The following is a 19,850-nucleotide window of genomic DNA, read 5'->3' on the forward strand; positions in this document are numbered from 1 at the left end:
ACATGAGTTACATTAGAGGAAGATATTCTTGGTTATTAAGACCAGCACTTATTTTCTTCGATGTGGCTATAATTGTTTCTTTAGCATCATATTTTATAGATTTCAAAACCTTTGGGTTGCCGTATTGGTCTATTGGGTTTTTAAAAAGTAAAGCCACTGTTTTTGTTATCTACGCTAGTATTCTTTGGTTAATTTCAACGTATTCAATAAAATTTTATAATGTATACAGATATACAACAGCATTAAATATTCTAGGGCTTTTGATTAAGCAATTTTTAATGTTTTTTGTTATTGTATTTGCATTCATTGGGTTTTATAGAGGTATTGAAATTAGCAAAATAACAATCTTAAAATATGTTGTAACTAGTATTTCTCTTATAGGCTTAGTTAAGTTTTTAATGTTTTTTTCGCTTAAAAGATATAGACAATATCTCAATGGAAATAATAGACGCGTACTAATAATAGGAAATACTGAAGGTGCTCAGGAATTAAAGACCTTTTTCACAGATAAAAAAGAATATGGTTATAATCTCTTAGGTGTTTACAGTAGCAATTTGGCTGACGGTATTAATGGAAGTATAGAAGATGCAATAACATTTATTTCTGATAATGAATCTATAGACGAAATATATTGTGCAATGGATGAATTATCCGAAAAAGAGATAAGTACCTTTGTAAAATATGCAGAACTTCATCAGTTTAATATTAAATTCATTCCTAAAACTACAAATTTCTTTAGCAAACGTTTAAAGACTGATTTTTACAATTATCTACCTGTTTTATCAATTCAAGAAGTAGCACTCAATAAGCCATTCAATAGAGTTTTAAAACGTGTTTTTGACATTGTTTTTGCAGCATTTGTTATTGTGTTTATATTATCGTGGATGAGTCCAATCCTTTATATTCTCATTAATTTAGAATCAAAAGGCCCATTGTTTTATAAACATAAGCGCAACGGAATAAATTATAAGGAGTTTAATTGTTATAAGTATAGATCTTTACATATAAATTCTACAACAGCTGAAGATTATGTAAAAGAAAGAGATCATAGAGTAACAAAAATTGGACGATTTTTAAGAAAAACTAGCCTTGACGAATTGCCTCAATTTATAAATGTATTAAAAGGAGAAATGTCGGTTGTAGGTCCTAGACCACATATGTTATCCTATACAGATGCGTATTCAAAAAAAATAGACCCATACAATTTTATTTTTAGGCATAATGTAAAGCCTGGAATAACAGGTTTAGCACAAGTAAAAGGTTTTAGAGGTGAAATAAAGTCCGATGAAGACATTATTAACCGTGTTAAGTATGACATTTTTTATATAGAAAATTGGTCAATACTTTTGGATTTAGATATTATAGGAAGAACAATAATATCTGTAATTAAAGGTGATGAGAAGGCCTATTAAATGAGTGAGTTTAATACGTTTAATTGCTCAGAAGCATCAAAGTTTTTAAGCGCTGTTTTTTGTATTTGTATTTTTAAACCTGAATCAAAATCAGAACGCTGAAGTTGAGAAATAACCTCATTTAAAGCACTATAATTTCCTGATTCAGCTACCCAGCCTAGTTTATAGTCTTTAACGATATTTTCGCCTTCACCGCCACCAAAATATATGATGGGCAAACCAAGTCTTGAGTATTCGAAAATCTTTGAAGGCACAGAGCCATAAATTCTGTTTAACAGTGGAATTATAGTCGCATCATATTTTAAAAGTTCTCGATGCAGCTCATTTCTCGATACACTTCCATGAAAAGTGATTGGTAGCGTCGGGTTGTCATTTATAAAGTTTTTAATTTGAATTTCTTCAGCACCAGAACCATAAATATGTAGCTCTATCTTAGAATAATCTAGATTTTTGCAGAGCTTAAATACACCTTGTGCAACTCCTAAAAGTCCAGCATATACGATTTTTATTTTTGTCGAATGATCTACGTCATTAGGTTCAATTTTTGGAGGTGAGAAATTTGGAAAGTTTCTGTAAAGCAAAGTTTCTGTTTTAGGAACAATAGTTTTAATATGGATTAGTATTTCTTCACTTTGGCCTAAAATTAAATCCGCTTTATTGTAATTAAAACGTTCAATTTTTTGAAGCATCTTATAGCTAAAACCCTGTTTAATAGCGCCAAGCTCTAAGCCAGCTTTTGGCCATAAATCACTTACATTGAGGATGAGCCTGTGTTTTTTAGCACTTAAAAAGAACAAAGACGTAAATGCCACTAGTAATGGTGGCGAATTAACAATGATAGTTTTGGGAATTTTGTTCCAAAGAAAAAACCAAACAATACTAAAACTAAAAGATAGCATAGAAAACAAACGAACAAACTTATTTTTGGATACAGAAGGCGCCACCCAAAGCCTTTTAATCGTAATGCCATCAATGGTCTCTTTATTATTGTAGTGCTTAAAAACTTTTCCAGTTGGATAATTTGGAAAAGGACAAATAACACTTACATTTTGGTTTTTAGAAAGGCCTTCTGCCAATTGAAAAATCCGATTTGAAGCCGCTCCCATTTCTGGTGGAAAATAGTTAGATATGATTAAGAGATCTTTCATTTAGTAGAAACGTAAGACGTAAATTGTTTTAATTTACCGCTTTTAGAACGGTTAAGTTTTTCGAACTTTTCAAAAGTAATAGTTATGCCTTTTTCTAAATATGTAACCATCGCATTTGTTATGGTTTCCTTTTTTTGTGCTGTTAATTTTGTTTTGGACACGTAACTAACTTTAAAATGATTAAACTCTAATTGCTCAATGATAAACTCGTTTACGTTTCCATCTTCTTCTATAATGCTTTTTGTAATGTAGTAAAAAGTTAGCCCAGCAGCTTTTTTTCCGCTTGGGAGTATTGCAATATCGTTAGTACGCCCAACTAATTTTTCTAAAATAGGTTTTCTTAGAGTGCTTTGTTTAGACAAAACACCAATATCTCCAATATCATATCTAATAAAAGGAGATGCTTTGTTGTATAGTGATGTTATCACCACACGACCTTCTGTACCATATGGGACAGGCTTATTGTCATTATCAAGAATTTCAACAAAAAGCGTTTCGCTATTAATTTGCCATTCACCGTCAGGGTTTTCAAAAGCAATTAAGTCTAATTCTGAAGCACCATATTCGTTAACAGTTGGGATGCCAAATTGGAGATCTAACAAATCCTTATCTTTTTCATATAGCATTTCTGAGGTGACAATACAGACATTTAAGGTTGGACAAACATCCTTTAGAACAATGTCTTTTCGCTTTAAAAATTTTGCAAACTGTACAATTGGACTAGTATAACCGTTGATATAATCAAAAGGTGTTTTTCTGAATTTTTCAAGGACTTTTTCAAAAGCTTCATCACTTAAATCAAAAACAGAAAATCGATATCTGTTTGCAAAAAGGTCCTTAATTCGTTCTTTAGAGTAACCTTTTTTATCCAATGGAATACCATAAAAACGCGCTTGCTTTGACGAATTAAAGTCAATACCATACCATGAAAACCGATTCATTATTTGCGCCCAAGTCAATGCATGACAAAACTTGTCTTTGGCAAAAACAAAAGGATCTCCAGAGGAGCCTGATGTTTTACCGATATAAACATTTTTTGAATTAAAACCCTCGGTTAATAATTGACTCAAAGGCTGTTGCAAATCTTTTTTAGTTATTATAGGAATGTCTACCCAATTGTTGAGGTCGATGCTCTTTACTTTAGATTTATAAAAAGAGTTATGCTTTTCGTGGTAGTGTAAAATGCTTTTTTTACGCTTTAAAATATAAGTCTCAAAATCCTCGTCACTTTTTTCCTGTATTTCTGATAAGAGTTGTTTGGCTTTGTTAATAGCAAAGCCTTTTACAAGAAGTGAAAGGTCGAATATTCGCAAAAATTTTGAAGCAAAAAGGTTTATGTAAATTAATTGTTTTTTAAGCTTAAAAGCAATTATTTTTGCGCAAACAACACACAACTCATGAATATTTTAGTCCTTGGCTCTGGAGGAAGAGAGCATACTTTTGCATGGAAAATTTCTCAAAGTCCACTTTGTAAATCACTTTTTGTAGCGCCTGGTAACTCCGGAACTTCAGAAATAGCAACCAACTTACCAATATCAGTTACTGATTTTGAAGCGATTAAAAATACAGTTGTAAAGCACAAAATAGAATTAGTAGTTGTTGGTCCTGAAGACCCTTTGGTACAAGGAATCCATGATTTTTTTCTTAACGATGAAACCTTAAAGGACATTAAAGTTATTGGCCCGCAAAAAGCAGCCGCAGAATTAGAAGGTAGTAAAGAGTTTGCAAAGGAATTTATGATGCGCCATAATATACCTACTGCAGCATACAAAAGTTTTACATCTTCAAATATAGAAGAAGGCTATGAGTTTTTAGAAACTTTAAAAGCACCATATGTTCTTAAAGCAGACGGATTGGCCGCAGGGAAAGGTGTTTTAATTCTTGATAGCTTAGATGAAGCTAAGGCTGAATTAAAAGAAATGCTTGTTGGTTCAAAATTTGGGAACGCAAGTACAAAAGTGGTTATTGAAGAGTTTTTGGATGGTATAGAACTGAGTTGTTTTGTGTTAACAGATGGTAAAGATTATAAAATATTACCTACAGCAAAAGATTACAAGCGTATTGGAGAAGGTGATACAGGTTTAAATACCGGAGGAATGGGCGCCATCTCTCCTGTGCCATTTGCTACTAAAGAATTTTTAGAAAAAATTGAACAACAAATTGTAAAACCTACAATAGACGGCCTACAAAAAGATAATTTACCATATGTAGGGTTTGTGTTTATTGGATTGATTAAAGTTGGAGATGACCCAAAAGTTATTGAGTATAATGTACGAATGGGTGACCCTGAAACGGAAGTTGTTTTACCGAGATTAAAAACAGATATAGTCGAAATTTTTAAAGCAATGGGTAACGGAACACTTTCAAGCATTAATCTAGAAATAGATAATCGAGCGGCAACAACGATTATGCTTGTTTCAGGAGGATATCCAGAAGCCTATGAAAAAGGTAAGGAAATAATAGGTTTAGAAACCATAAAAGACTCGATTCCTTTTCATGCAGGAGCACAATTAAAAGATCATAAAATTGTAACTTCAGGTGGACGTGTAATGGCCATTACTTCTTTTGGAAACGATTACGAAGAGGCCATAAAAAAATCTTATCAAACCATAGATAAACTAAGTTTTGATAAGATGAATTTTAGAAAAGATATTGGTTTTGACTTATAAATAAGAATGAGCCGAAACGCTTTTATCTTCTTCGTTATTATCGTTATACTTTTTTAGTTCAAGCATCCAATATACAAATGCAACAGAACCAATTGCCATAAAAATCCATGACATAATATTAGCACCAAACCAATTGGTTAGCTCTAATTCTCTAAGTGCGTCAAATGGAGCAAAAAGTGTATTTACAAATAAATCTTGTATGCCGTAAAAGAAATCCTTCATAACTTTAATAAATTTACAGTACAAAAATACAAAAAGAGTTAATGATTACAAGCATTTTTAGTAAATCAAAACCCGTAAACTTCATTATAGTTGTTATTGTTGTTGTTCTATCATTTGCTTTAAAAATATTTTCTCAAATAAACACGGATGACTTCTCTTTTGGTTTAAGTGCATTGATACTTATGATTGCAATTTTCTATGTGTTTATTACAGACTTTATAATTGCTAAAAATGACCTTACAAACCGTCATAGTTATAGCATTATGATTTTGGGTTTGTTATTTTTTAGTTTTCCTGAAGTATTTACCAATTTTAATATTGTTGTTGCTAACCTCCTCGTTTTGTTTGCCCTAAGAAGGTTGTTTAGTTTACATACAAAACGAGAACTTATAAAAAAGTTTTTTGATGCAGCGTTTTGGATTGGTTTAGCGTCCCTTTTTTACACTTGGGCAATTTTGTATATAATAGTTGTGTTTTTTGCACTAGCCTATTATTGGCAAAACGAAGGAAAATATATAGCAGTTTCAATAATCGGACTTCTAACTATAGTTCTACTACTTATAATTTACAACATCATCCTAAAAGGTGAGTATTTCTTAGAGAGTAATTTTAATATAGCCTTTAGTTTAGACTTTTCAAGTTATAATAGCCTTTCAAATATTATCAGACTAACTGTAATGGCTACTATTTATTTCTGGAGTTTACTGTTCTATTTAAAGAGCTTTTCAGGAAAAAACAAAAAAATAAGGCCAGTACATACACTAGTGGTTGTAGCTTCAATAATTGCAGTATTTATTTTTGCTTTAGCACCAAACAAAAATGGTAGTGAGTTTGTGTTTTTGTTTGTTCCGTTTGCAATTATAACGGCAAATTATATCGAAACTATAGAAGAGTATTGGTTTAAAGAAGTTTTTGTCGCACTTTTAATTTTGATACCAATATTAAATTTAGTGTTGTAATTTTTTACCAAAGGCCAAATCACCAGCATCACCTAGTCCAGGAATTATATAGCCTTTATCACTTAATTCATCATCAATAGCAGCAATCCATAAATGAGAATTAATATCAAAAGTTTTGGCCACAAAGTCAATACCCTTTTGTGCGCCAATAACACTGACTAAATGTATCTCTTTGGGTGTGCCAAAAGGTTTTAAAGCTTCAAAAGTGGCAACCATAGATTGGCCTGTTGCTAACATTGGATCAGCCAGAATCAAGGTTTTATTTTCAAGATTTGGGCATGCTAAATACTCAACTACAATTTCAAAACTTTCAGGATTATCTTTATGATGTCTGTATGCTGAAATAAACGCATTTTCGGCGGTGTCGAAATAGTTTAATAACCCATTATGTAGTGGGACACCTGCTCTTAAGATTGAACAAAGCACAATATCTTTGTTGTGTAATTGCATTTGTAAGCTTCCTAAAGGCGTTGTTACGGTTTTAGAATTATATTGAAGAGATTTACTCAATTCATAACCTAAAATTTCGCCAATACGTTCAATATTTCGTCTAAAACGCATACTATCTTTTTGGATGGTTTTATCTCTAATTTCAGATATAAATGTATTTAAAATTGAAGGCCTTTCAGAAAGATGGTGAATGTGCATAATTTCAGTTGAGTATTGAATCTTTAAAGTTAATAATTCAGACTATATTTGCATATTAAATTTTATTACAATGTTTTCAGAAAAAGCAAACACCATATTTCAAGACGTTATTAAAACCTATAAAGTCTTAAACACAGTTGACCAACCATTTACGAACAAGTTTGATAAAAACGAAGATGTCATTTCGCATCTATTATACAGAAAATGTTGGATTGATACTGTACAATGGGCTTACGAAGACATTATTAGAGACCCAAATATAGACCCTGTTGGCGCTTTAAAACTTAAGCGTATGATTGATGCATCTAACCAAGACCGTACGGATACGGTTGAATATATTGATAGCTATTTTTTAGACAAGTATAAAAATGTAACACCAAAGTCTGATGCTAAGATTAATTCTGAAAGCCCTGCATGGGTTATTGATCGTTTATCTATTTTGGCATTAAAAATTTACCACATGCATATAGAAACTGTGCGTGAGGACGCTAGCGATAGTCATAAAGCAGCTTGCCAGAAAAAACTAGATGTTTTATTAGAACAACGTGTTGATTTAAGTACTGCTTTAGATGATTTATTAAATGATATAGCTAATGGCGACAAGTACATGAAAGTTTACAAACAGATGAAAATGTACAATGACGATGAGCTTAATCCTGTACTTCGAGGCCAGAAGTAATTAACTTTTGCCAAAACCAAAACACATACTCGTTTTACGTTTCTCGGCAATGGGAGACGTAGCAATGTCTGTACCAGTTATTCGTGCAATACAATCTCAAAATCCAGATGTAAAAATCACTGTTGTAACCAGACGTTTTTTCGCTCCTTTTTTTAGAGGTATAAAAAATGTTGTCATTTACGAGGTAGATTTAAAAACAAAATACAAAGGCATTTTAGGGCTTTATAAACTATCCAAAGACTTAAAAGCTTTAGAATTTGATGCTGTTGCCGACATACATAATGTACTACGGACTAAAATATTAAAGTTGTTTTTAACAGGAAAAAAAGTTGTACAAATAGATAAGGGTCGTACTGAAAAAAAGGCATTAGTTTCTGGAGAAAAATTTGAGCAACTTAAAACAACACACCAACGCTATGCGGATGTTTTTACTAAGTTAGGGTTACATGTAGATTTATCCAACCCAGTTTTTCCTGATATAGTTGAATTAAACCCTAAATTAAAGACCTATATAAGTGATTCTAACTTACCTGTAATTGGTATTGCACCTTTTACAGCATTTGAAGGTAAGATGTATCCTTTAGATAAAATGAAGTCGGTCATAAAAGAGCTTTCAAAAAATAATAATATTATACTGTTTGGTGGCGGAAAAACTGAAGTAGAACAACTAGATGTTTTTGAAGCAGAATTTGAGAACACTGAATCTGTTGCAGGAAAGTTAAGCCTTGATGAAGAGTTAGATATTATTTCCAATTTAGATGTGATGCTATCTATGGATTCAGGGAATGCGCATATTGCCGCAATGTTAGGTATTATGGTAGTGACCATTTGGGGTGTTACACACCCATATGCTGGATTCGCGCCATTCAATCAGCCTAAAGATTATGCGTTATTAGCAGATAGAAAGCAATATCCTGAAATACCAACCTCCATATATGGTAATAAACAACCTGAGGCTTATGAAAATGCTGCAGGAAGTATTTCTGCAGAAACTGTGGTATCCAAAATTAAAACCATTATTTCTAACAGCGAAGCAGTCTAAAATCTTACTTCTATAATCTTTTTAAACATCATCATAATCGACAACAACTTTCGCAGTTGTAGGATGAGCTTGGCAAGTTAAGATTAGACCTTCAGCGACTTCATTATCTGTTAAAATATTGTTTTGCCTCATCGCAGCTTCGCCTTCAGTAACTCGTGCTATACAGCTACTGCAAATACCGCCTTGGCAAGAATAAGGAGCGTCAATATCTTTTTTTAAAGCTGCATCAAGGATAGAAACATCTTGAGCCGTCTCAAACTCAAACTCTTCATCATCTACAATAATTTTTAACTGTGATTTTCCATGACCTACTTCAGTTGAAGTTTCAGTAGTTTCTGTTGGCGCTGTAAACAACTCAAAATAAATGTTCTTTTCCTTAATGTTATTTTCAATCAATACATCTTTTACGGTATGTATCATCGCTTCTGGTCCGCAAAGGTAGAAACTATCTATAGTGACGCCTTTGTACTTGTTTTTAACCATTAAGTTGACAGTGCTTTTTTCGATACGACCAAAAAGAGCATCCGCCTCTTGAGCTTGACTATAAATAAAATGCACATGGAAGCGATTACCATATTTTTGTTTTAATGTTACAATCTCTTTAGCAAACATGGCATCATTTAGCTTTTTATTACCGTAAACCAAAATAAAATTGCTAAAAGGTTCATCTTCCAAAAGTGTTTTAGTAATACTTAAAATTGGCGTAATACCACTACCAGCAGCAAATGCAGCAATAGTTCTTGTTTTGGCCTCGTTAGCTTCAAAGACAAAGCGACCATTGGGTTCAGCAACGTCAATAGTGTCACCTACATTGAGCTTTTCGTTTGCATAAACTGAAAAAGTGCCATTTTCTACGGCCTTAATGGCAACAGTTAAATGACCACTATTTACTGAAGAACAGATTGAATAATCTCTACGAACGTCTTCACCATTAATTTCTGTTTTAAGAGTGATGTACTGACCCGCTTTAAATTTGAAATTGTCTTTTAAATTTTCAGGAATACCAAAAGTTAATACCACAGATTTTTCTGTAATGCGATTAATAGATGTTATAGTGAGATTATGGAATTGTGCCATTGCAATATTTTTTTGCAAAAATAAGGAAGGCTTTTGTTTTATGAAGCATCTTGGTTACATATTGAGCCAAAGTCTAAAAAAAGCATCTCAATTTTTTAAAATTTATCAAATCAAGGAGCTATTTTTTAATTATATAGTTTGAAATAGGATTAGAATCTTAATTAAACCTTATAGAATTTAAAATAATTAAAATTATATTGCTTTTTCGCGCCCTGATTTTTCCTTTTTAAAGCTTTTTTTTCCTCTTCATGTTCTTTTAAGCCCCGTCATTGTTAGGTTATATTGAATTCGGCCACTAAAGGCCTGATTAAAAAAATTTGATTTTTAAAAAAAAGAAAACATGAAAAAAATGAAAAAGTTTATTTTATTATTACTATTACCAGCATTTATTTTAAACTGTAGCAACGATGACGATAGTATAGTTATTGAAGAAGAAAATATAACACCTGGTGTTATAAGAATTTCACAGGTAGATACGCAAGCAGATTTGGTAGTTCTATCAAATTTAGGAACAACGACTACAGATATCGCTGATTATTTTTTATGCTTAGGACCTGGAACTTATGTCAGAGTTTCTGATGCAGCTAATGGCAACACAAATTTAGCCCCAAACCAAAGCATTACATTATCATATGATGTAAATGAAGCTGTTGGAGGATTAAGTGTTTTTTCTACAAACACATTTAGCTCCAGTGATCCAAATATTTTATTAGACTATTTGCAATGGGGTGCAGGAAACCAAGCAAGAGTTGCTCAAGCGGTAAGCGCTGGTCGTTGGGATAATGCAAACAATTTTGTGCCTGTAGGCGCTTCTTATAATTTTATTGGAGAAGCCAATGAATTTGGAGCTTCGTTTTATGAGACTATTGCAGCAGAAGAAACGACACCTATAGTGCGTATATTACAAGTGGATGCTACTGCTGATCTTGTATGGTTATCAAACTTTGGAACAGAATCTGTAGATGTTGGAGATTACTTTCTATGCTTAGGACCTGGGACATATGTTAGAGTTTCGGATGCAACAAATGCTTCAACAAACTTAGCGCCTGGAGAGAATATAATGTTGTCTTATGATGTCAACGAAACTGAAGATGGCTTAAGTATTTTTTCGACAAACACATTTGGCTCAAGTGACCCTAATATATTGTTAGATTATGTACAATGGGGTGCAGGAAACCAAGCAAGAGTTGCTCAAGCGGTAACAGCAGGTCGTTGGGATAACGCCAATAACTTTGTAGCAAACGGATCGCCATATGTTTTTAATGGAAATTCAGATGAATTTGGTTCAACATTTTGGGAAGGAACAGAAGAAGAAGAGTCTACAGTTGTAAGAATAGCACAAGTTAATGCCAATACAGACCAAGTTTGGTTAGCAAATTTTGGTAATGTTTCTGTAGATGTTGGAGATTACTTTCTATGCTTAGGACCTGGGACTTATGTTAGAGTTTCGGATGCAACAAATGCTTCAACAAACTTAGCGCCTGGAGAGAATGTAATGTTGTCTTATGATGTCAATGAAACTGTAGGTGGCTTAAGTATTTTCTCAACAAACTCCTTTGGCTCAAGTGACCCTAATATATTGTTAGATTATGTACAATGGGGTGCAGGAAACCAAGCAAGAGTTGCTCAAGCAGTAACAGCGGGTCGTTGGGATGATGCTAACAATTTTATAAACGGAGGACCATCGTATACGTTTAATGGTAACGCAGATGAATTTGGATCTACGTTTTGGTAAAAGCCTAACTCTGCCACTTTGATTGTTTGGGAGGACAATAACATAAAACCTACTTTTTTATGTTTTGGTTGATTGAGAGGTCGTATAGATATCATTCTGTGCGGCCTCTTTTATTTTTAAAACTGCAGACGAGTTCTTTTTAAAGTTATAAATTCACTTAATTTGTGTAACAAATAGTTTATAACTGCTACTAACACCAACAGATAACCTAACCAAACTATGATAAAGCACTTCTTGAATTTAGAATGGAAACAGTATTTCCGTTCTTCCTATTGGCAAAAAAATCTAGCGCTTAATATCCTTTTAGTGTTTTTTGCACTATATATGATTGGGATATTTGTGTTTTTGGGAATATTCTTATTTAAGATATTATCAAAAATGTTTCCTGAGCAAGACCCATTTATTGTTGCAAATAGCTTTATATTTTTCTGGATTTTGGGAGAGATTGGTATGCGATTTTTTCTTCAAAAATTACCGGTCATGAGCGTTAAGCCATTATTGACTTTACCGATAAAACGATCAACGATAGTTAATTTCGTCCTAGGAAAATCGGCATTATCATTTTTTAACTTTTTTCCATTGTTTTTGACAATACCGTTTGGTATTTCACTTTTAAATAATGGATATTCAGCAAGTGTGGTTTTAACATGGCTAGCCACAATGTTTTTAATATCACTTATTGCAAACTTTTTAAACTTTATACTTGAAGCGTTTTCAGCAGAAAGAGAGCTATCCTTTCTACCATTAATAATTCTTGTGGGAGGATTGTATGGACTAAATTATTTTGAAATCATTTCATTTCAAGACATTGTTAGCAGTGGAATTTTAGCAATTACAGAAAATCCCATATATCTACTAATTCCATTCGTGGTATTAGTTGCGTTATACACGTTCAATTATAGCATACTGCGCAAAAAGCTATTCCTTGATGCATCACTAAAAACAAAGGTTAAAGAAGTAAATGCTTCGGACTTATCATGGACAAAGCGTTTTGGAGATATTGCGCCATTTATGCAATTAGATTTAAAACTCATATGGCGCAATAAGCGTACAAAATCTATGGCTTTTTTAATGGTTATAGGGTTATTGTATGGATTGTTTTTCTACCCACAACCTATGTATAGAGAAATGGAGTTTATGTGGGCTTTTATCGGAATTTTTTCTACAGGATTTTTCTTAATCAATTTTGGGCAGTTTATTCCTGCGTGGGACAGTGGATATTACAAGATGCTAATGAGCCAGAATATAAAATATGAGCAATACTTGCGCTCTAAATTTATACTCATGGTCATGAGTGTGGTCATTATGTTTGTACTTGGTATACCATACGCATTTTTTGGATGGAAAATCTTAATTGCTCATGCAGCAGCTGCAGTTTACAATATAGGGGTGAATTCTCATGTCATTTTATGGGGTGGTTCTTACAATAGAAAAAAGATAGAACTTGACAAAAAAGCGGCTTTTAATTACCAAGGCACAGGCGCAGTACAATGGTTAATTGGTATTCCTTTAATGGCATTACCAATGGCTTTATTTGGATTGCTTAATTGGCTTATTAATTTTGAAATAGCTATAGCTACTCTAGTAATTATGGGTGTTATAGGAATATTACTCCATAAAAAACTAATGGCATTTATTACTCAAAAATATCTAGATTCTAAATACAAAATGATTGCTGCCTTTGGCAAAGATTCTTAATACAATACAACCATGATATATACAAAAGACATTTCAAAATCATATAGCGGAACACAAGTTCTTAAAATAGACGAATTAGAAATCCCTAAGGGGCAAAGTTTTGGACTTGTTGGAAACAACGGTGCTGGTAAAACGACGTATTTTAGTTTGCTATTAGATTTAATTAACCCTTCTACAGGGACAATTACTAACAATAGTGTTGTGGTATCGCAAAGCGAGGACTGGAAACCATTTACATCGGCATTTATAGATGAAACCTTCTTAATAGGCTATTTAACACCAGAAGAGTATTTCTATTTTATAGGTGATTTAAGAGGTCAAAATAAAGCAGACGTTGATAAGTTAACGGCTAAGTTTGAAGATTTCTTTAATGGCGAAATCATCGGAAAGAAAAAATACCTTCGTGACTTAAGTAAGGGTAACCAAAAGAAAGCGGGCATTGTTGCAGCACTTATTGGTAATCCAGAAGTGATTATTTTAGATGAGCCATTTGCTAACTTAGATCCAACTACACAAATCCGTTTAAAGCAAATCTTAAAAGATTTAGCAGAAAAACAAGGTGTTACTGTTTTGGTATCTAGTCATGATTTAATGCATGTGACAGATGTTTGCGAGCGTATTGTGGTGTTAGAAAAAGGTGAAGTCGTAAAAGACTTAGAAACCAATCCAACAACATTAAAGGAGCTAGAAGCACATTTTGCTAAAAGTGCAGTTTCGGTTTCTCAAGAGGAAGAATAGTATATTATACTTAAAGTAAAAAGAGTCTAAGATTTTATTAGGCTCTTTTATTTTTAAAACAATTGCAAATCCTCTAAAACCATTGAATTTTGGTCGAAAATTCAAAAAGATGTTTATTTTTACGACTTAGGATAACAAAACCCTAATGTTTTCGTTATTCATAAACCAAAAAACCATCTTTTGAAAACATTTACAAAAGTCTCAATATTAGTCGTTTTAATGGCGATTATCGCTCAGAGTTGCTCTCGCAAAAAAGATAACTTTATCAATAGGGCATGGCATTCTGTAGGTACAGAATACAACATACTATACAATGGCGAAATTGCATTACAACAAGGTCTACAAACTGTTAATAATGCGTTTACAGAAAACTTTTGGGAGCAACTACCTATAGAACGTTTTGAGGCTAAGGATGAAGTGCGCCTTGGTAATGAGGCCGAAAATTCAGACTTTGAACGCGCTGAAGAAAAAGCAACCAAAGCCATTCAAAAGCACAGCATGACTATTAACGGGAAAGAAAAAAACCCACAAATCGATGAATCATATCTCTTGTTAGGAAAGGCAAGATATTACGATCAACGTTTTATACCTGCATTAGCAGCATTCAATAATATCTTAAATAAATATCCAACGAGCGATAAGATTAACCAAGTAAAAGTTTGGCGAGAAAAAACCAATCTTCGTTTGGGGAGTCCAGAGTTAACGATAAAAAATCTTAAACGTCACTTAAAACAAGAAGAAGTTGAAGGACAAGATTTAGCTGATATAACAGCAGTATTAGCAGATGCTTATTTAGTCATTAAGGAAAAAGACACGGCATTAAAATATTTGGATACTGCAGCTGTTGCTACAAAAATTAATGCGCAAAAAGCGCGATATCATTTTATTAGAGGTCAATTGTACAATCAATTTGGTAAAAAAGATAGTGCCAATATGGCTTTTGATGAGATTATAGATATGCATCGTAAAATCCCTAGGGCATTTTACATCAATGCACATTTAGCAAAATCCGATAATTTTGATACCGAAAATGGGGATAAGTTATTATTTATGGAATATCTCACAGAGCTAGAAGATAATAGAGAAAACCGTCCTTTCTTAGACAAAATATACCATAGGATTGCTAGATTCCATCAAGCAGAACGTAGAGATAGTCTATCTGAAGTCTACTATAATAAATCGATAAAAGCAACACAAGGAGATAAAGAATTAAACTCTAGGAACTATCTCATACTCGGTGATATGTATTTTGATAGAACAGAATACAAAACAGCTGGAGCATACTATGATAGCACACTTACAAATATGGTTGAAAAGACAAAACCATATCGTGTAGTTAAGAAAAAAAGAATAAACCTTGATGATGTTATTTATTACGAAGGTGTTGCAAGGGCAGGTGATAGTATACTTAATGCTGTAAGTTTACCTAAAGAGCAGCAAATAGCACTTTATACTGATTATATAAAAGAATTAAAAGCTCAAGATTCTATTGCTGCCGAAGTTGAAAAGAAAAGAGCACAAAAAATAGCGAGTAAAGCTTCCGGGAAAGGAAATGGTATAGCGGGATTTAATAAACCTCAACGTGCTAATTTACCAGGTATTCCAGGTAATAATAGTGGAGGCAATACAGATTTTTATTTCTACAACCAGTCAACTGTAGCTTATGGTAAAAATGAATTTTTAAAATTATGGGGAGAACGAAAAAATCAAGACAACTGGAGGCTTTCTAACGCTCGTGGTAATTCTGGTTCTGGTTCTGGAAAAGAAGAAGGTGTTGAAGAAAATATTACTCAACTTGAGCGCTATGACCCTGAATTTTACATCAAAAGACTACCGACAGATAAAGTCGTTTTAGATAGTATTGGTAAAGAAAGAAACTTTGCGTATTACCAATTGGGATTAATCTACAAGGAAAAGTTTAAGGAGTATGTCTTAGCCAAAGATAAACTTGAAGGGCTGCTAAAAAACAACCCTGAAGAACGCTTAATTTTACCTTCAAAATACCAACTATATAAAATATATTTACTTCTAGGACAGAATGACGAGGCCGAAATTGCAAAAAACAGAATTATTGCCGAACATCCAGATTCTAGATACGCCGAAATATTACGTAACCCAGATTCTCAATTAGCCAAAGATCAAAATAATCCAGAAACCGTATATGAGAATTTATATAGGAAGTTTGAAGCTCAAGAATATGTAGAAGTTGTTGCGTCAGCTGAAGAAAATATTAAGCGCTTTGAAGGTGATGGTTTTGTACCAAAGTTTGAAATATTAAAAGCCTCAGCACTCGGCCGCTTAAAAGGATACGAAGCGTACAAGGATGCTGTAAATTATGTGGCATTAACTTATCCTAATTCCGAAGAAGGAAAACAAGCGCAGCAAATTTTAGCGAATGCACTTCCTGCACTTAAAAACAAAGATTTCTTGCCCGAAGATGAAGGCAATTCGTTCCATGTTATTTATCAATTCGATAGCTCAAATAAAGAAGATATAAAACAATTTAAAGAAGAGCTCTCAAAAATAATGGAAAGATTGCCATACCCAGATATAAGTCTTTCAAAAGATGTATACGATGAAAACACTACCTTTATAGTAGTTCATGGTTTAAAATATATTACATCGGCTTTAGGTTTTGGTCCTACACTTCAAGATTATAAAGAAGAAAACACGAAAGGTATTACAAAGGAATATTTTACAATATCTTCTGCTAATTACGCCATTGTTCAAAGACACAAAAATTTAGGAGATTACATTAATCCAGAATAAAAGTATTAATCATGTTTTCAGACAAAAAACAAAAATCGATTATGGATACAAGCTCACAACAAAATATCATTGCACATGGGACAAGAATCGTTGGGGATATTGAAAGTAAAGGTCCTTTTAGAATTGACGGTTCAGTTGAAGGTAACGTTAGAACCGAAGGTAAGGTTGTCATTGGTAAAGCAGGTAATGTCACAGGAACCCTAGAAGGTGTTAATGTAGATGTAGAAGGGAAGTTTTCTGGAAAGCTTCTAATAAAAGGAACATTATCACTAAAATCTTCAGCTCATATTGAAGGCGAAGTACAAGTCAGTAAACTTGCAGTAGAGCCAGGAGCAACATTTAATGCAACCTGTAGTATGAAAGGTGCCGTTAAAGCACTTAACAATGGAGAAAAAACATCCCAAAAAAACGATAAAGGAACAGAAAGAACGGCTTAATATCTATGCTCGTTTTTCTGGTATTGCCATACAAATGGCAGCTATTATTGCCATAGGGACATTTGTTGGTGTTAAACTCGACAAGAAATACCCTAATAAAAGCAACCTTTTTACACTTGGTTTTACTTTAGGGTCAGTAATTACATCAATAGTTTATGTAATAAGACGTATTATTGCAGCCTCAAAAGATAATTCTTAGAAGTTACCATGGAAGCATTTAAAAAGAGACAGATTTCGTTTTTATTACAACTTATTGCTGTGACAGCTATTTTACTAGGGCTTCACATATATTTATTAAGTTACTTTGCTGAGGAAATAGATTTCTTTTTCCCTGTTTGGCATATTTATGTATTTCATTTTTTAGTCACTGCAGCATTCTATACAATCATTAATCATAGATTCTCGTCTGGTAAAACAAACATCTTCAATTTGTTTATGGGACTTACATTTGTAAAAATGATTTTTGCAATTCTTTTTCTCTTACCATTATTACTTTCTGATTTTGAAAACAAGCAACCTGATGTTTTCAATTTTTTCATTCCTTATTTTATGTATTTATTTTTTGAAGTTTATGCACTGACCAAGTTTCTTCAAAAGGTATAAAAACCAATGAAATATAATGCAAAAAACACTTTAAAAATTATATCAAAATTAGTGTTTGTCAATTCATTTAATGTCCGTACATTTGCACCGAATTTAAAGCAAGGTATTTTTAACCCCGTAAGAATGAGAATGAACACTTTAAAAAACATCATATTATCTGCATTATTTATTGCAGTATTTAGTGTAAGTTTTGCCTCTGAAACAAAAGAAGGTGGAGAGGATGAAAAGTTCGATCCAAAAGAAATGATTTTACATCACGTAAAAGATGCTTACGGCATGCATTTATTCGACTGGAATGACCATCCTGTGTCTATCCCATTACCTGTAATCACTTACACTGATAAGGGTTTAACAATGTTTTCTTCATCGGAATTTCACCATGATTATAATGGAGAAGTTATTGTAGAAAAGAATGGACAACGTTTTGTAAACGTTCATGAGAAAGTATATGTGTTAGATGAAGGAGCATCGGGAGTAACTTATGACGCTGAACACCACCCTACAAATGCCCATAGACCTAAGTTTGACCTCTCTATCACTAGAAATGTATTTATGATGTGGGTGTCAATAGCTGTTTTATTATTAATATTTTTAACTGCAGCGAGGCGTTACAAAAAGTCAGAAGACAATATACCTTCTGGAATAGCAAGCTTTATTGAGCCATTAGTTTTGTTTGTTAGGGATGAAATTGCTAAGCCAATGATTGGTGAGCATAAGTACAAAAGATACATGCCATATTTATTGACGATATTTTTCTTTATATGGATCAATAACATCTTTGGATTGATTCCAATACTAAATGGCGCTAACTTAAGTGGTAACATTGCATTTACTTTTACTTTAGCAGCTATCACATTTATCATAACAACATTTAGTGGTAACAAAAACTATTGGCAACATATTTTCTGGATGCCAGGCGTTCCTGTACCAATGAAAATATTTTTAATGCCAATTGAGATTATCGGAATGTTTGTAAAACCAATATCTCTTATGATTCGTTTGTTTGCAAACATTACTGCAGGTCACGTTATCATACTAGCATTAATGTCATTAATATTTGTATTTAAGACAATTGCAATTGCACCAGTTTCTGTAGCGTTTTCATTATTTATAACGGTTATAGAGGTTATTGTAACGGCAATACAGGCATATATATTTACAATATTGTCAGCCTTATATTTTGGTATGGCAACTGAAGAAGCACATCATTAATTAATTTAAATTTTATACTATGACTATTACAGGAATTGCAGCTATTGGAGCTGGATTAGCAGCTATTGGAGCTGGTATGGGTATCGGTAGAATTGGTGGGTCGGCTATGGAAGCTATGGCACGTCAACCTGAGATGCACGGAAAGATTCAGTCTTCTGCATTAATCTTAGCAGCCTTCGTAGAAGCGGTAGCACTATTTGGTGTTGTTGTTGCTTTCTTACAAGGGTAATGAAACTAGAATACAGAAGTAACGGTTGGTTGCTTCTGTATTTTAAAATTTAAGTTATTTAAAACAAAACAAGAATGGATTTAATTACACCGGAATTTGGATTAGTCTTTTGGACCTTAATTACATTTTTAATCTTACTTTTTATATTAAGAAAATTTGCTTGGAAACCAATACTTGGTGCTGTAAGCGATAGAGAAGAGGGTATCAAAGATGCTTTAGCCTCTGCTGAAAAAGCACGCCAAGAAATGGAAAACCTTACAGCAGATAACGAGCGTATTTTACAAGAAGCACGTGCTGAGCGTGAAGCCATGTTAAAAGATGCTCGTGACATGAAAAATAAGATGATTGCTGATGCAAAAGACGAAGCACAAGAGCAGGCTAACAAAATAATTGAGCAAGCTCAAGCAGCAATAGAAAGTGAAAAGAAAGCAGCTATGGCAGAATTAAAAAGCCATGTTGCAGGTCTATCAATAGATATCGCAGAAAAAGTAGTGCGTAAAGAATTATCTAACAAAGACAGTCAAGAGAAATTGGTTGAAGAGATGTTAGGTGAAGCAACTTTAAACTAATTAT

20 protein-coding genes are annotated in these 19,850 nt (G+C 33.0%); 15 read left to right on the top strand and 5 right to left on the bottom strand.

What is annotated here, in order from left to right; all coding sequences use genetic code 11:
• Positions 1 to 2 precede the first annotated feature (2 nt).
• Entirely contained in the window at positions 3 to 1,412 is a 1,410-nt protein-coding gene (locus IEV10_RS03075; protein WP_188373225.1) for an exopolysaccharide biosynthesis polyprenyl glycosylphosphotransferase, read from the top strand.
• Here IEV10_RS03075 and IEV10_RS03080 read toward each other — a convergent pair.
• Both IEV10_RS03080 and IEV10_RS03085 read right to left on the bottom strand, forming a co-directional pair.
• The gene (locus IEV10_RS03080; protein WP_188373226.1) at positions 1,409 to 2,560 is read right to left on the bottom strand and encodes a glycosyltransferase family 4 protein; all 1,152 of its coding nucleotides are present in this window, start codon (positions 2,558 to 2,560) and stop codon (positions 1,409 to 1,411) included. The genes IEV10_RS03075 and IEV10_RS03080 overlap by 4 nt on opposite strands.
• The gene (locus tag IEV10_RS03085; protein WP_188373227.1) at positions 2,557 to 3,873 is read right to left on the bottom strand and encodes a phenylacetate--CoA ligase family protein; all 1,317 of its coding nucleotides are present in this window, start codon (positions 3,871 to 3,873) and stop codon (positions 2,557 to 2,559) included. The genes IEV10_RS03080 and IEV10_RS03085 overlap by 4 nt, the downstream gene beginning before the upstream one ends.
• Before the next feature lie 84 nt (positions 3,874 to 3,957).
• Between IEV10_RS03085 and purD the strand changes: the two genes are divergently transcribed.
• On the top strand, positions 3,958 to 5,229 hold the full coding sequence (gene purD, locus IEV10_RS03090) for a phosphoribosylamine--glycine ligase (RefSeq protein WP_188373228.1): 1,272 nt from the start codon (positions 3,958 to 3,960) through the stop codon (positions 5,227 to 5,229).
• On the opposite strand, the gene IEV10_RS03095 is transcribed toward purD, so the two are convergent.
• Entirely contained in the window at positions 5,224 to 5,451 is a 228-nt protein-coding gene (locus tag IEV10_RS03095) for a DUF6341 family protein (RefSeq protein WP_188373229.1), read from the bottom strand. The two genes, purD and IEV10_RS03095, sit on opposite strands and share 6 nt — an antisense overlap.
• A 41-nt stretch (positions 5,452 to 5,492) precedes the next feature.
• Here IEV10_RS03095 and IEV10_RS03100 point away from each other — a divergent pair, with 41 nt between their 5' ends.
• Positions 5,493 to 6,410 (top strand): DUF6427 family protein, encoded by a 918-nt coding sequence (locus IEV10_RS03100; protein WP_188373230.1) that lies wholly within the window; start codon positions 5,493 to 5,495, stop codon positions 6,408 to 6,410.
• Here IEV10_RS03100 and upp read toward each other — a convergent pair.
• Positions 6,399 to 7,058 (bottom strand): uracil phosphoribosyltransferase, encoded by a 660-nt coding sequence (gene upp, locus IEV10_RS03105; protein WP_188373231.1) that lies wholly within the window; start codon positions 7,056 to 7,058, stop codon positions 6,399 to 6,401. The two genes, IEV10_RS03100 and upp, sit on opposite strands and share 12 nt — an antisense overlap.
• A gap of 70 nt (positions 7,059 to 7,128) precedes the next feature.
• On the opposite strand from upp, the gene IEV10_RS03110 reads away from it, so the two are divergent.
• Together IEV10_RS03110 and IEV10_RS03115 are read left to right on the top strand one after the other, a co-directional pair.
• Entirely contained in the window at positions 7,129 to 7,737 is a 609-nt protein-coding gene (locus tag IEV10_RS03110; RefSeq protein WP_188373232.1) for a DUF4254 domain-containing protein, read from the top strand.
• A gap of 49 nt (positions 7,738 to 7,786) precedes the next feature.
• Positions 7,787 to 8,779 (top strand): glycosyltransferase family 9 protein, encoded by a 993-nt coding sequence (locus tag IEV10_RS03115; RefSeq protein ID WP_188374177.1) that lies wholly within the window; start codon positions 7,787 to 7,789, stop codon positions 8,777 to 8,779.
• A 21-nt stretch (positions 8,780 to 8,800) separates the two neighbouring features.
• On the opposite strand, the gene IEV10_RS03120 is transcribed toward IEV10_RS03115, so the two are convergent.
• Positions 8,801 to 9,856 (bottom strand): ferredoxin--NADP reductase, encoded by a 1,056-nt coding sequence (locus IEV10_RS03120; protein ID WP_188373233.1) that lies wholly within the window; start codon positions 9,854 to 9,856, stop codon positions 8,801 to 8,803.
• A gap of 349 nt (positions 9,857 to 10,205) precedes the next feature.
• Here IEV10_RS03120 and IEV10_RS03125 point away from each other — a divergent pair, with 349 nt between their 5' ends.
• The 10 genes from IEV10_RS03125 (at position 10,206) to IEV10_RS03170 (ending at position 19,846) form a co-directional block, all read left to right on the top strand.
• The gene (locus IEV10_RS03125) at positions 10,206 to 11,591 is read left to right on the top strand and encodes a hypothetical protein (RefSeq protein ID WP_188373234.1); all 1,386 of its coding nucleotides are present in this window, start codon (positions 10,206 to 10,208) and stop codon (positions 11,589 to 11,591) included.
• 219 nt (positions 11,592 to 11,810) lie between these two features.
• Positions 11,811 to 13,289, top strand: coding sequence for a DUF5687 family protein (locus tag IEV10_RS03130; protein ID WP_188373235.1), 1,479 nt, complete (start codon positions 11,811 to 11,813; stop codon positions 13,287 to 13,289).
• A gap of 12 nt (positions 13,290 to 13,301) precedes the next feature.
• Positions 13,302 to 14,027, top strand: coding sequence for an ABC transporter ATP-binding protein (locus IEV10_RS03135; RefSeq protein ID WP_188373236.1), 726 nt, complete (start codon positions 13,302 to 13,304; stop codon positions 14,025 to 14,027).
• 180 nt (positions 14,028 to 14,207) lie between these two features.
• A complete protein-coding gene (porW, locus tag IEV10_RS03140; RefSeq protein WP_308694006.1) occupies positions 14,208 to 16,796 on the top strand; it encodes a type IX secretion system periplasmic lipoprotein PorW/SprE in 2,589 nt (862 codons plus the stop codon).
• A gap of 11 nt (positions 16,797 to 16,807) precedes the next feature.
• The gene (locus IEV10_RS03145) at positions 16,808 to 17,233 is read left to right on the top strand and encodes a bactofilin family protein (RefSeq protein ID WP_188373237.1); all 426 of its coding nucleotides are present in this window, start codon (positions 16,808 to 16,810) and stop codon (positions 17,231 to 17,233) included.
• Positions 17,181 to 17,432, top strand: coding sequence for an AtpZ/AtpI family protein (locus tag IEV10_RS03150; protein ID WP_188373238.1), 252 nt, complete (start codon positions 17,181 to 17,183; stop codon positions 17,430 to 17,432). The genes IEV10_RS03145 and IEV10_RS03150 overlap by 53 nt, the downstream gene beginning before the upstream one ends.
• Positions 17,433 to 17,440: 8 nt before the next feature.
• Positions 17,441 to 17,836: a hypothetical protein gene (locus IEV10_RS03155; RefSeq protein ID WP_188373239.1), complete on the top strand. Its 396-nt coding sequence runs from the start codon at positions 17,441 to 17,443 to the stop codon at positions 17,834 to 17,836.
• 6 nt (positions 17,837 to 17,842) lie between these two features.
• Positions 17,843 to 19,048 (top strand): F0F1 ATP synthase subunit A, encoded by a 1,206-nt coding sequence (gene atpB / locus IEV10_RS03160; RefSeq protein ID WP_229719577.1) that lies wholly within the window; start codon positions 17,843 to 17,845, stop codon positions 19,046 to 19,048.
• A gap of 19 nt (positions 19,049 to 19,067) precedes the next feature.
• The gene (gene atpE / locus IEV10_RS03165; RefSeq protein WP_188373240.1) at positions 19,068 to 19,277 is read left to right on the top strand and encodes an ATP synthase F0 subunit C; all 210 of its coding nucleotides are present in this window, start codon (positions 19,068 to 19,070) and stop codon (positions 19,275 to 19,277) included.
• A 74-nt stretch (positions 19,278 to 19,351) separates the two neighbouring features.
• Entirely contained in the window at positions 19,352 to 19,846 is a 495-nt protein-coding gene (locus tag IEV10_RS03170) for a F0F1 ATP synthase subunit B (RefSeq protein WP_188373241.1), read from the top strand.
• The last annotated feature ends 4 nt before the right edge of the window (positions 19,847 to 19,850 follow it).

This window comes from Winogradskyella haliclonae (assembly GCF_014635865.1).
Taxonomy (GTDB): domain Bacteria; phylum Bacteroidota; class Bacteroidia; order Flavobacteriales; family Flavobacteriaceae; genus Winogradskyella; species Winogradskyella haliclonae.

Excerpts from the sequence above, each read along its gene's own strand:
- IEV10_RS03075 (WP_188373225.1), top strand. The coding sequence starts at position 3 with ATGAGTTACATTAGAGGAAGATATTCTTGGTTATTAAGACCAGCACTT.
- IEV10_RS03080 (WP_188373226.1), bottom strand. The coding sequence starts at position 2,560 with ATGAAAGATCTCTTAATCATATCTAACTATTTTCCACCAGAAATGGGA.
- purD (WP_188373228.1), top strand. The coding sequence starts at position 3,958 with ATGAATATTTTAGTCCTTGGCTCTGGAGGAAGAGAGCATACTTTTGCA.
- IEV10_RS03095 (WP_188373229.1), bottom strand. The coding sequence starts at position 5,451 with ATGAAGGATTTCTTTTACGGCATACAAGATTTATTTGTAAATACACTT.
- IEV10_RS03100 (WP_188373230.1), top strand. The coding sequence starts at position 5,493 with ATGATTACAAGCATTTTTAGTAAATCAAAACCCGTAAACTTCATTATA.
- upp (WP_188373231.1), bottom strand. The coding sequence starts at position 7,058 with ATGCACATTCACCATCTTTCTGAAAGGCCTTCAATTTTAAATACATTT.
- IEV10_RS03110 (WP_188373232.1), top strand. The coding sequence starts at position 7,129 with ATGTTTTCAGAAAAAGCAAACACCATATTTCAAGACGTTATTAAAACC.
- IEV10_RS03115 (WP_188374177.1), top strand. The coding sequence starts at position 7,787 with ATGGGAGACGTAGCAATGTCTGTACCAGTTATTCGTGCAATACAATCT.
- IEV10_RS03120 (WP_188373233.1), bottom strand. The coding sequence starts at position 9,856 with ATGGCACAATTCCATAATCTCACTATAACATCTATTAATCGCATTACA.
- IEV10_RS03125 (WP_188373234.1), top strand. The coding sequence starts at position 10,206 with ATGAAAAAGTTTATTTTATTATTACTATTACCAGCATTTATTTTAAAC.
- IEV10_RS03130 (WP_188373235.1), top strand. The coding sequence starts at position 11,811 with ATGATAAAGCACTTCTTGAATTTAGAATGGAAACAGTATTTCCGTTCT.
- IEV10_RS03135 (WP_188373236.1), top strand. The coding sequence starts at position 13,302 with ATGATATATACAAAAGACATTTCAAAATCATATAGCGGAACACAAGTT.
- IEV10_RS03145 (WP_188373237.1), top strand. The coding sequence starts at position 16,808 with ATGTTTTCAGACAAAAAACAAAAATCGATTATGGATACAAGCTCACAA.
- IEV10_RS03150 (WP_188373238.1), top strand. The coding sequence starts at position 17,181 with ATGGAGAAAAAACATCCCAAAAAAACGATAAAGGAACAGAAAGAACGG.
- IEV10_RS03155 (WP_188373239.1), top strand. The coding sequence starts at position 17,441 with ATGGAAGCATTTAAAAAGAGACAGATTTCGTTTTTATTACAACTTATT.
- atpB (WP_229719577.1), top strand. The coding sequence starts at position 17,843 with ATGAAATATAATGCAAAAAACACTTTAAAAATTATATCAAAATTAGTG.
- atpE (WP_188373240.1), top strand. The coding sequence starts at position 19,068 with ATGACTATTACAGGAATTGCAGCTATTGGAGCTGGATTAGCAGCTATT.
- IEV10_RS03170 (WP_188373241.1), top strand. The coding sequence starts at position 19,352 with ATGGATTTAATTACACCGGAATTTGGATTAGTCTTTTGGACCTTAATT.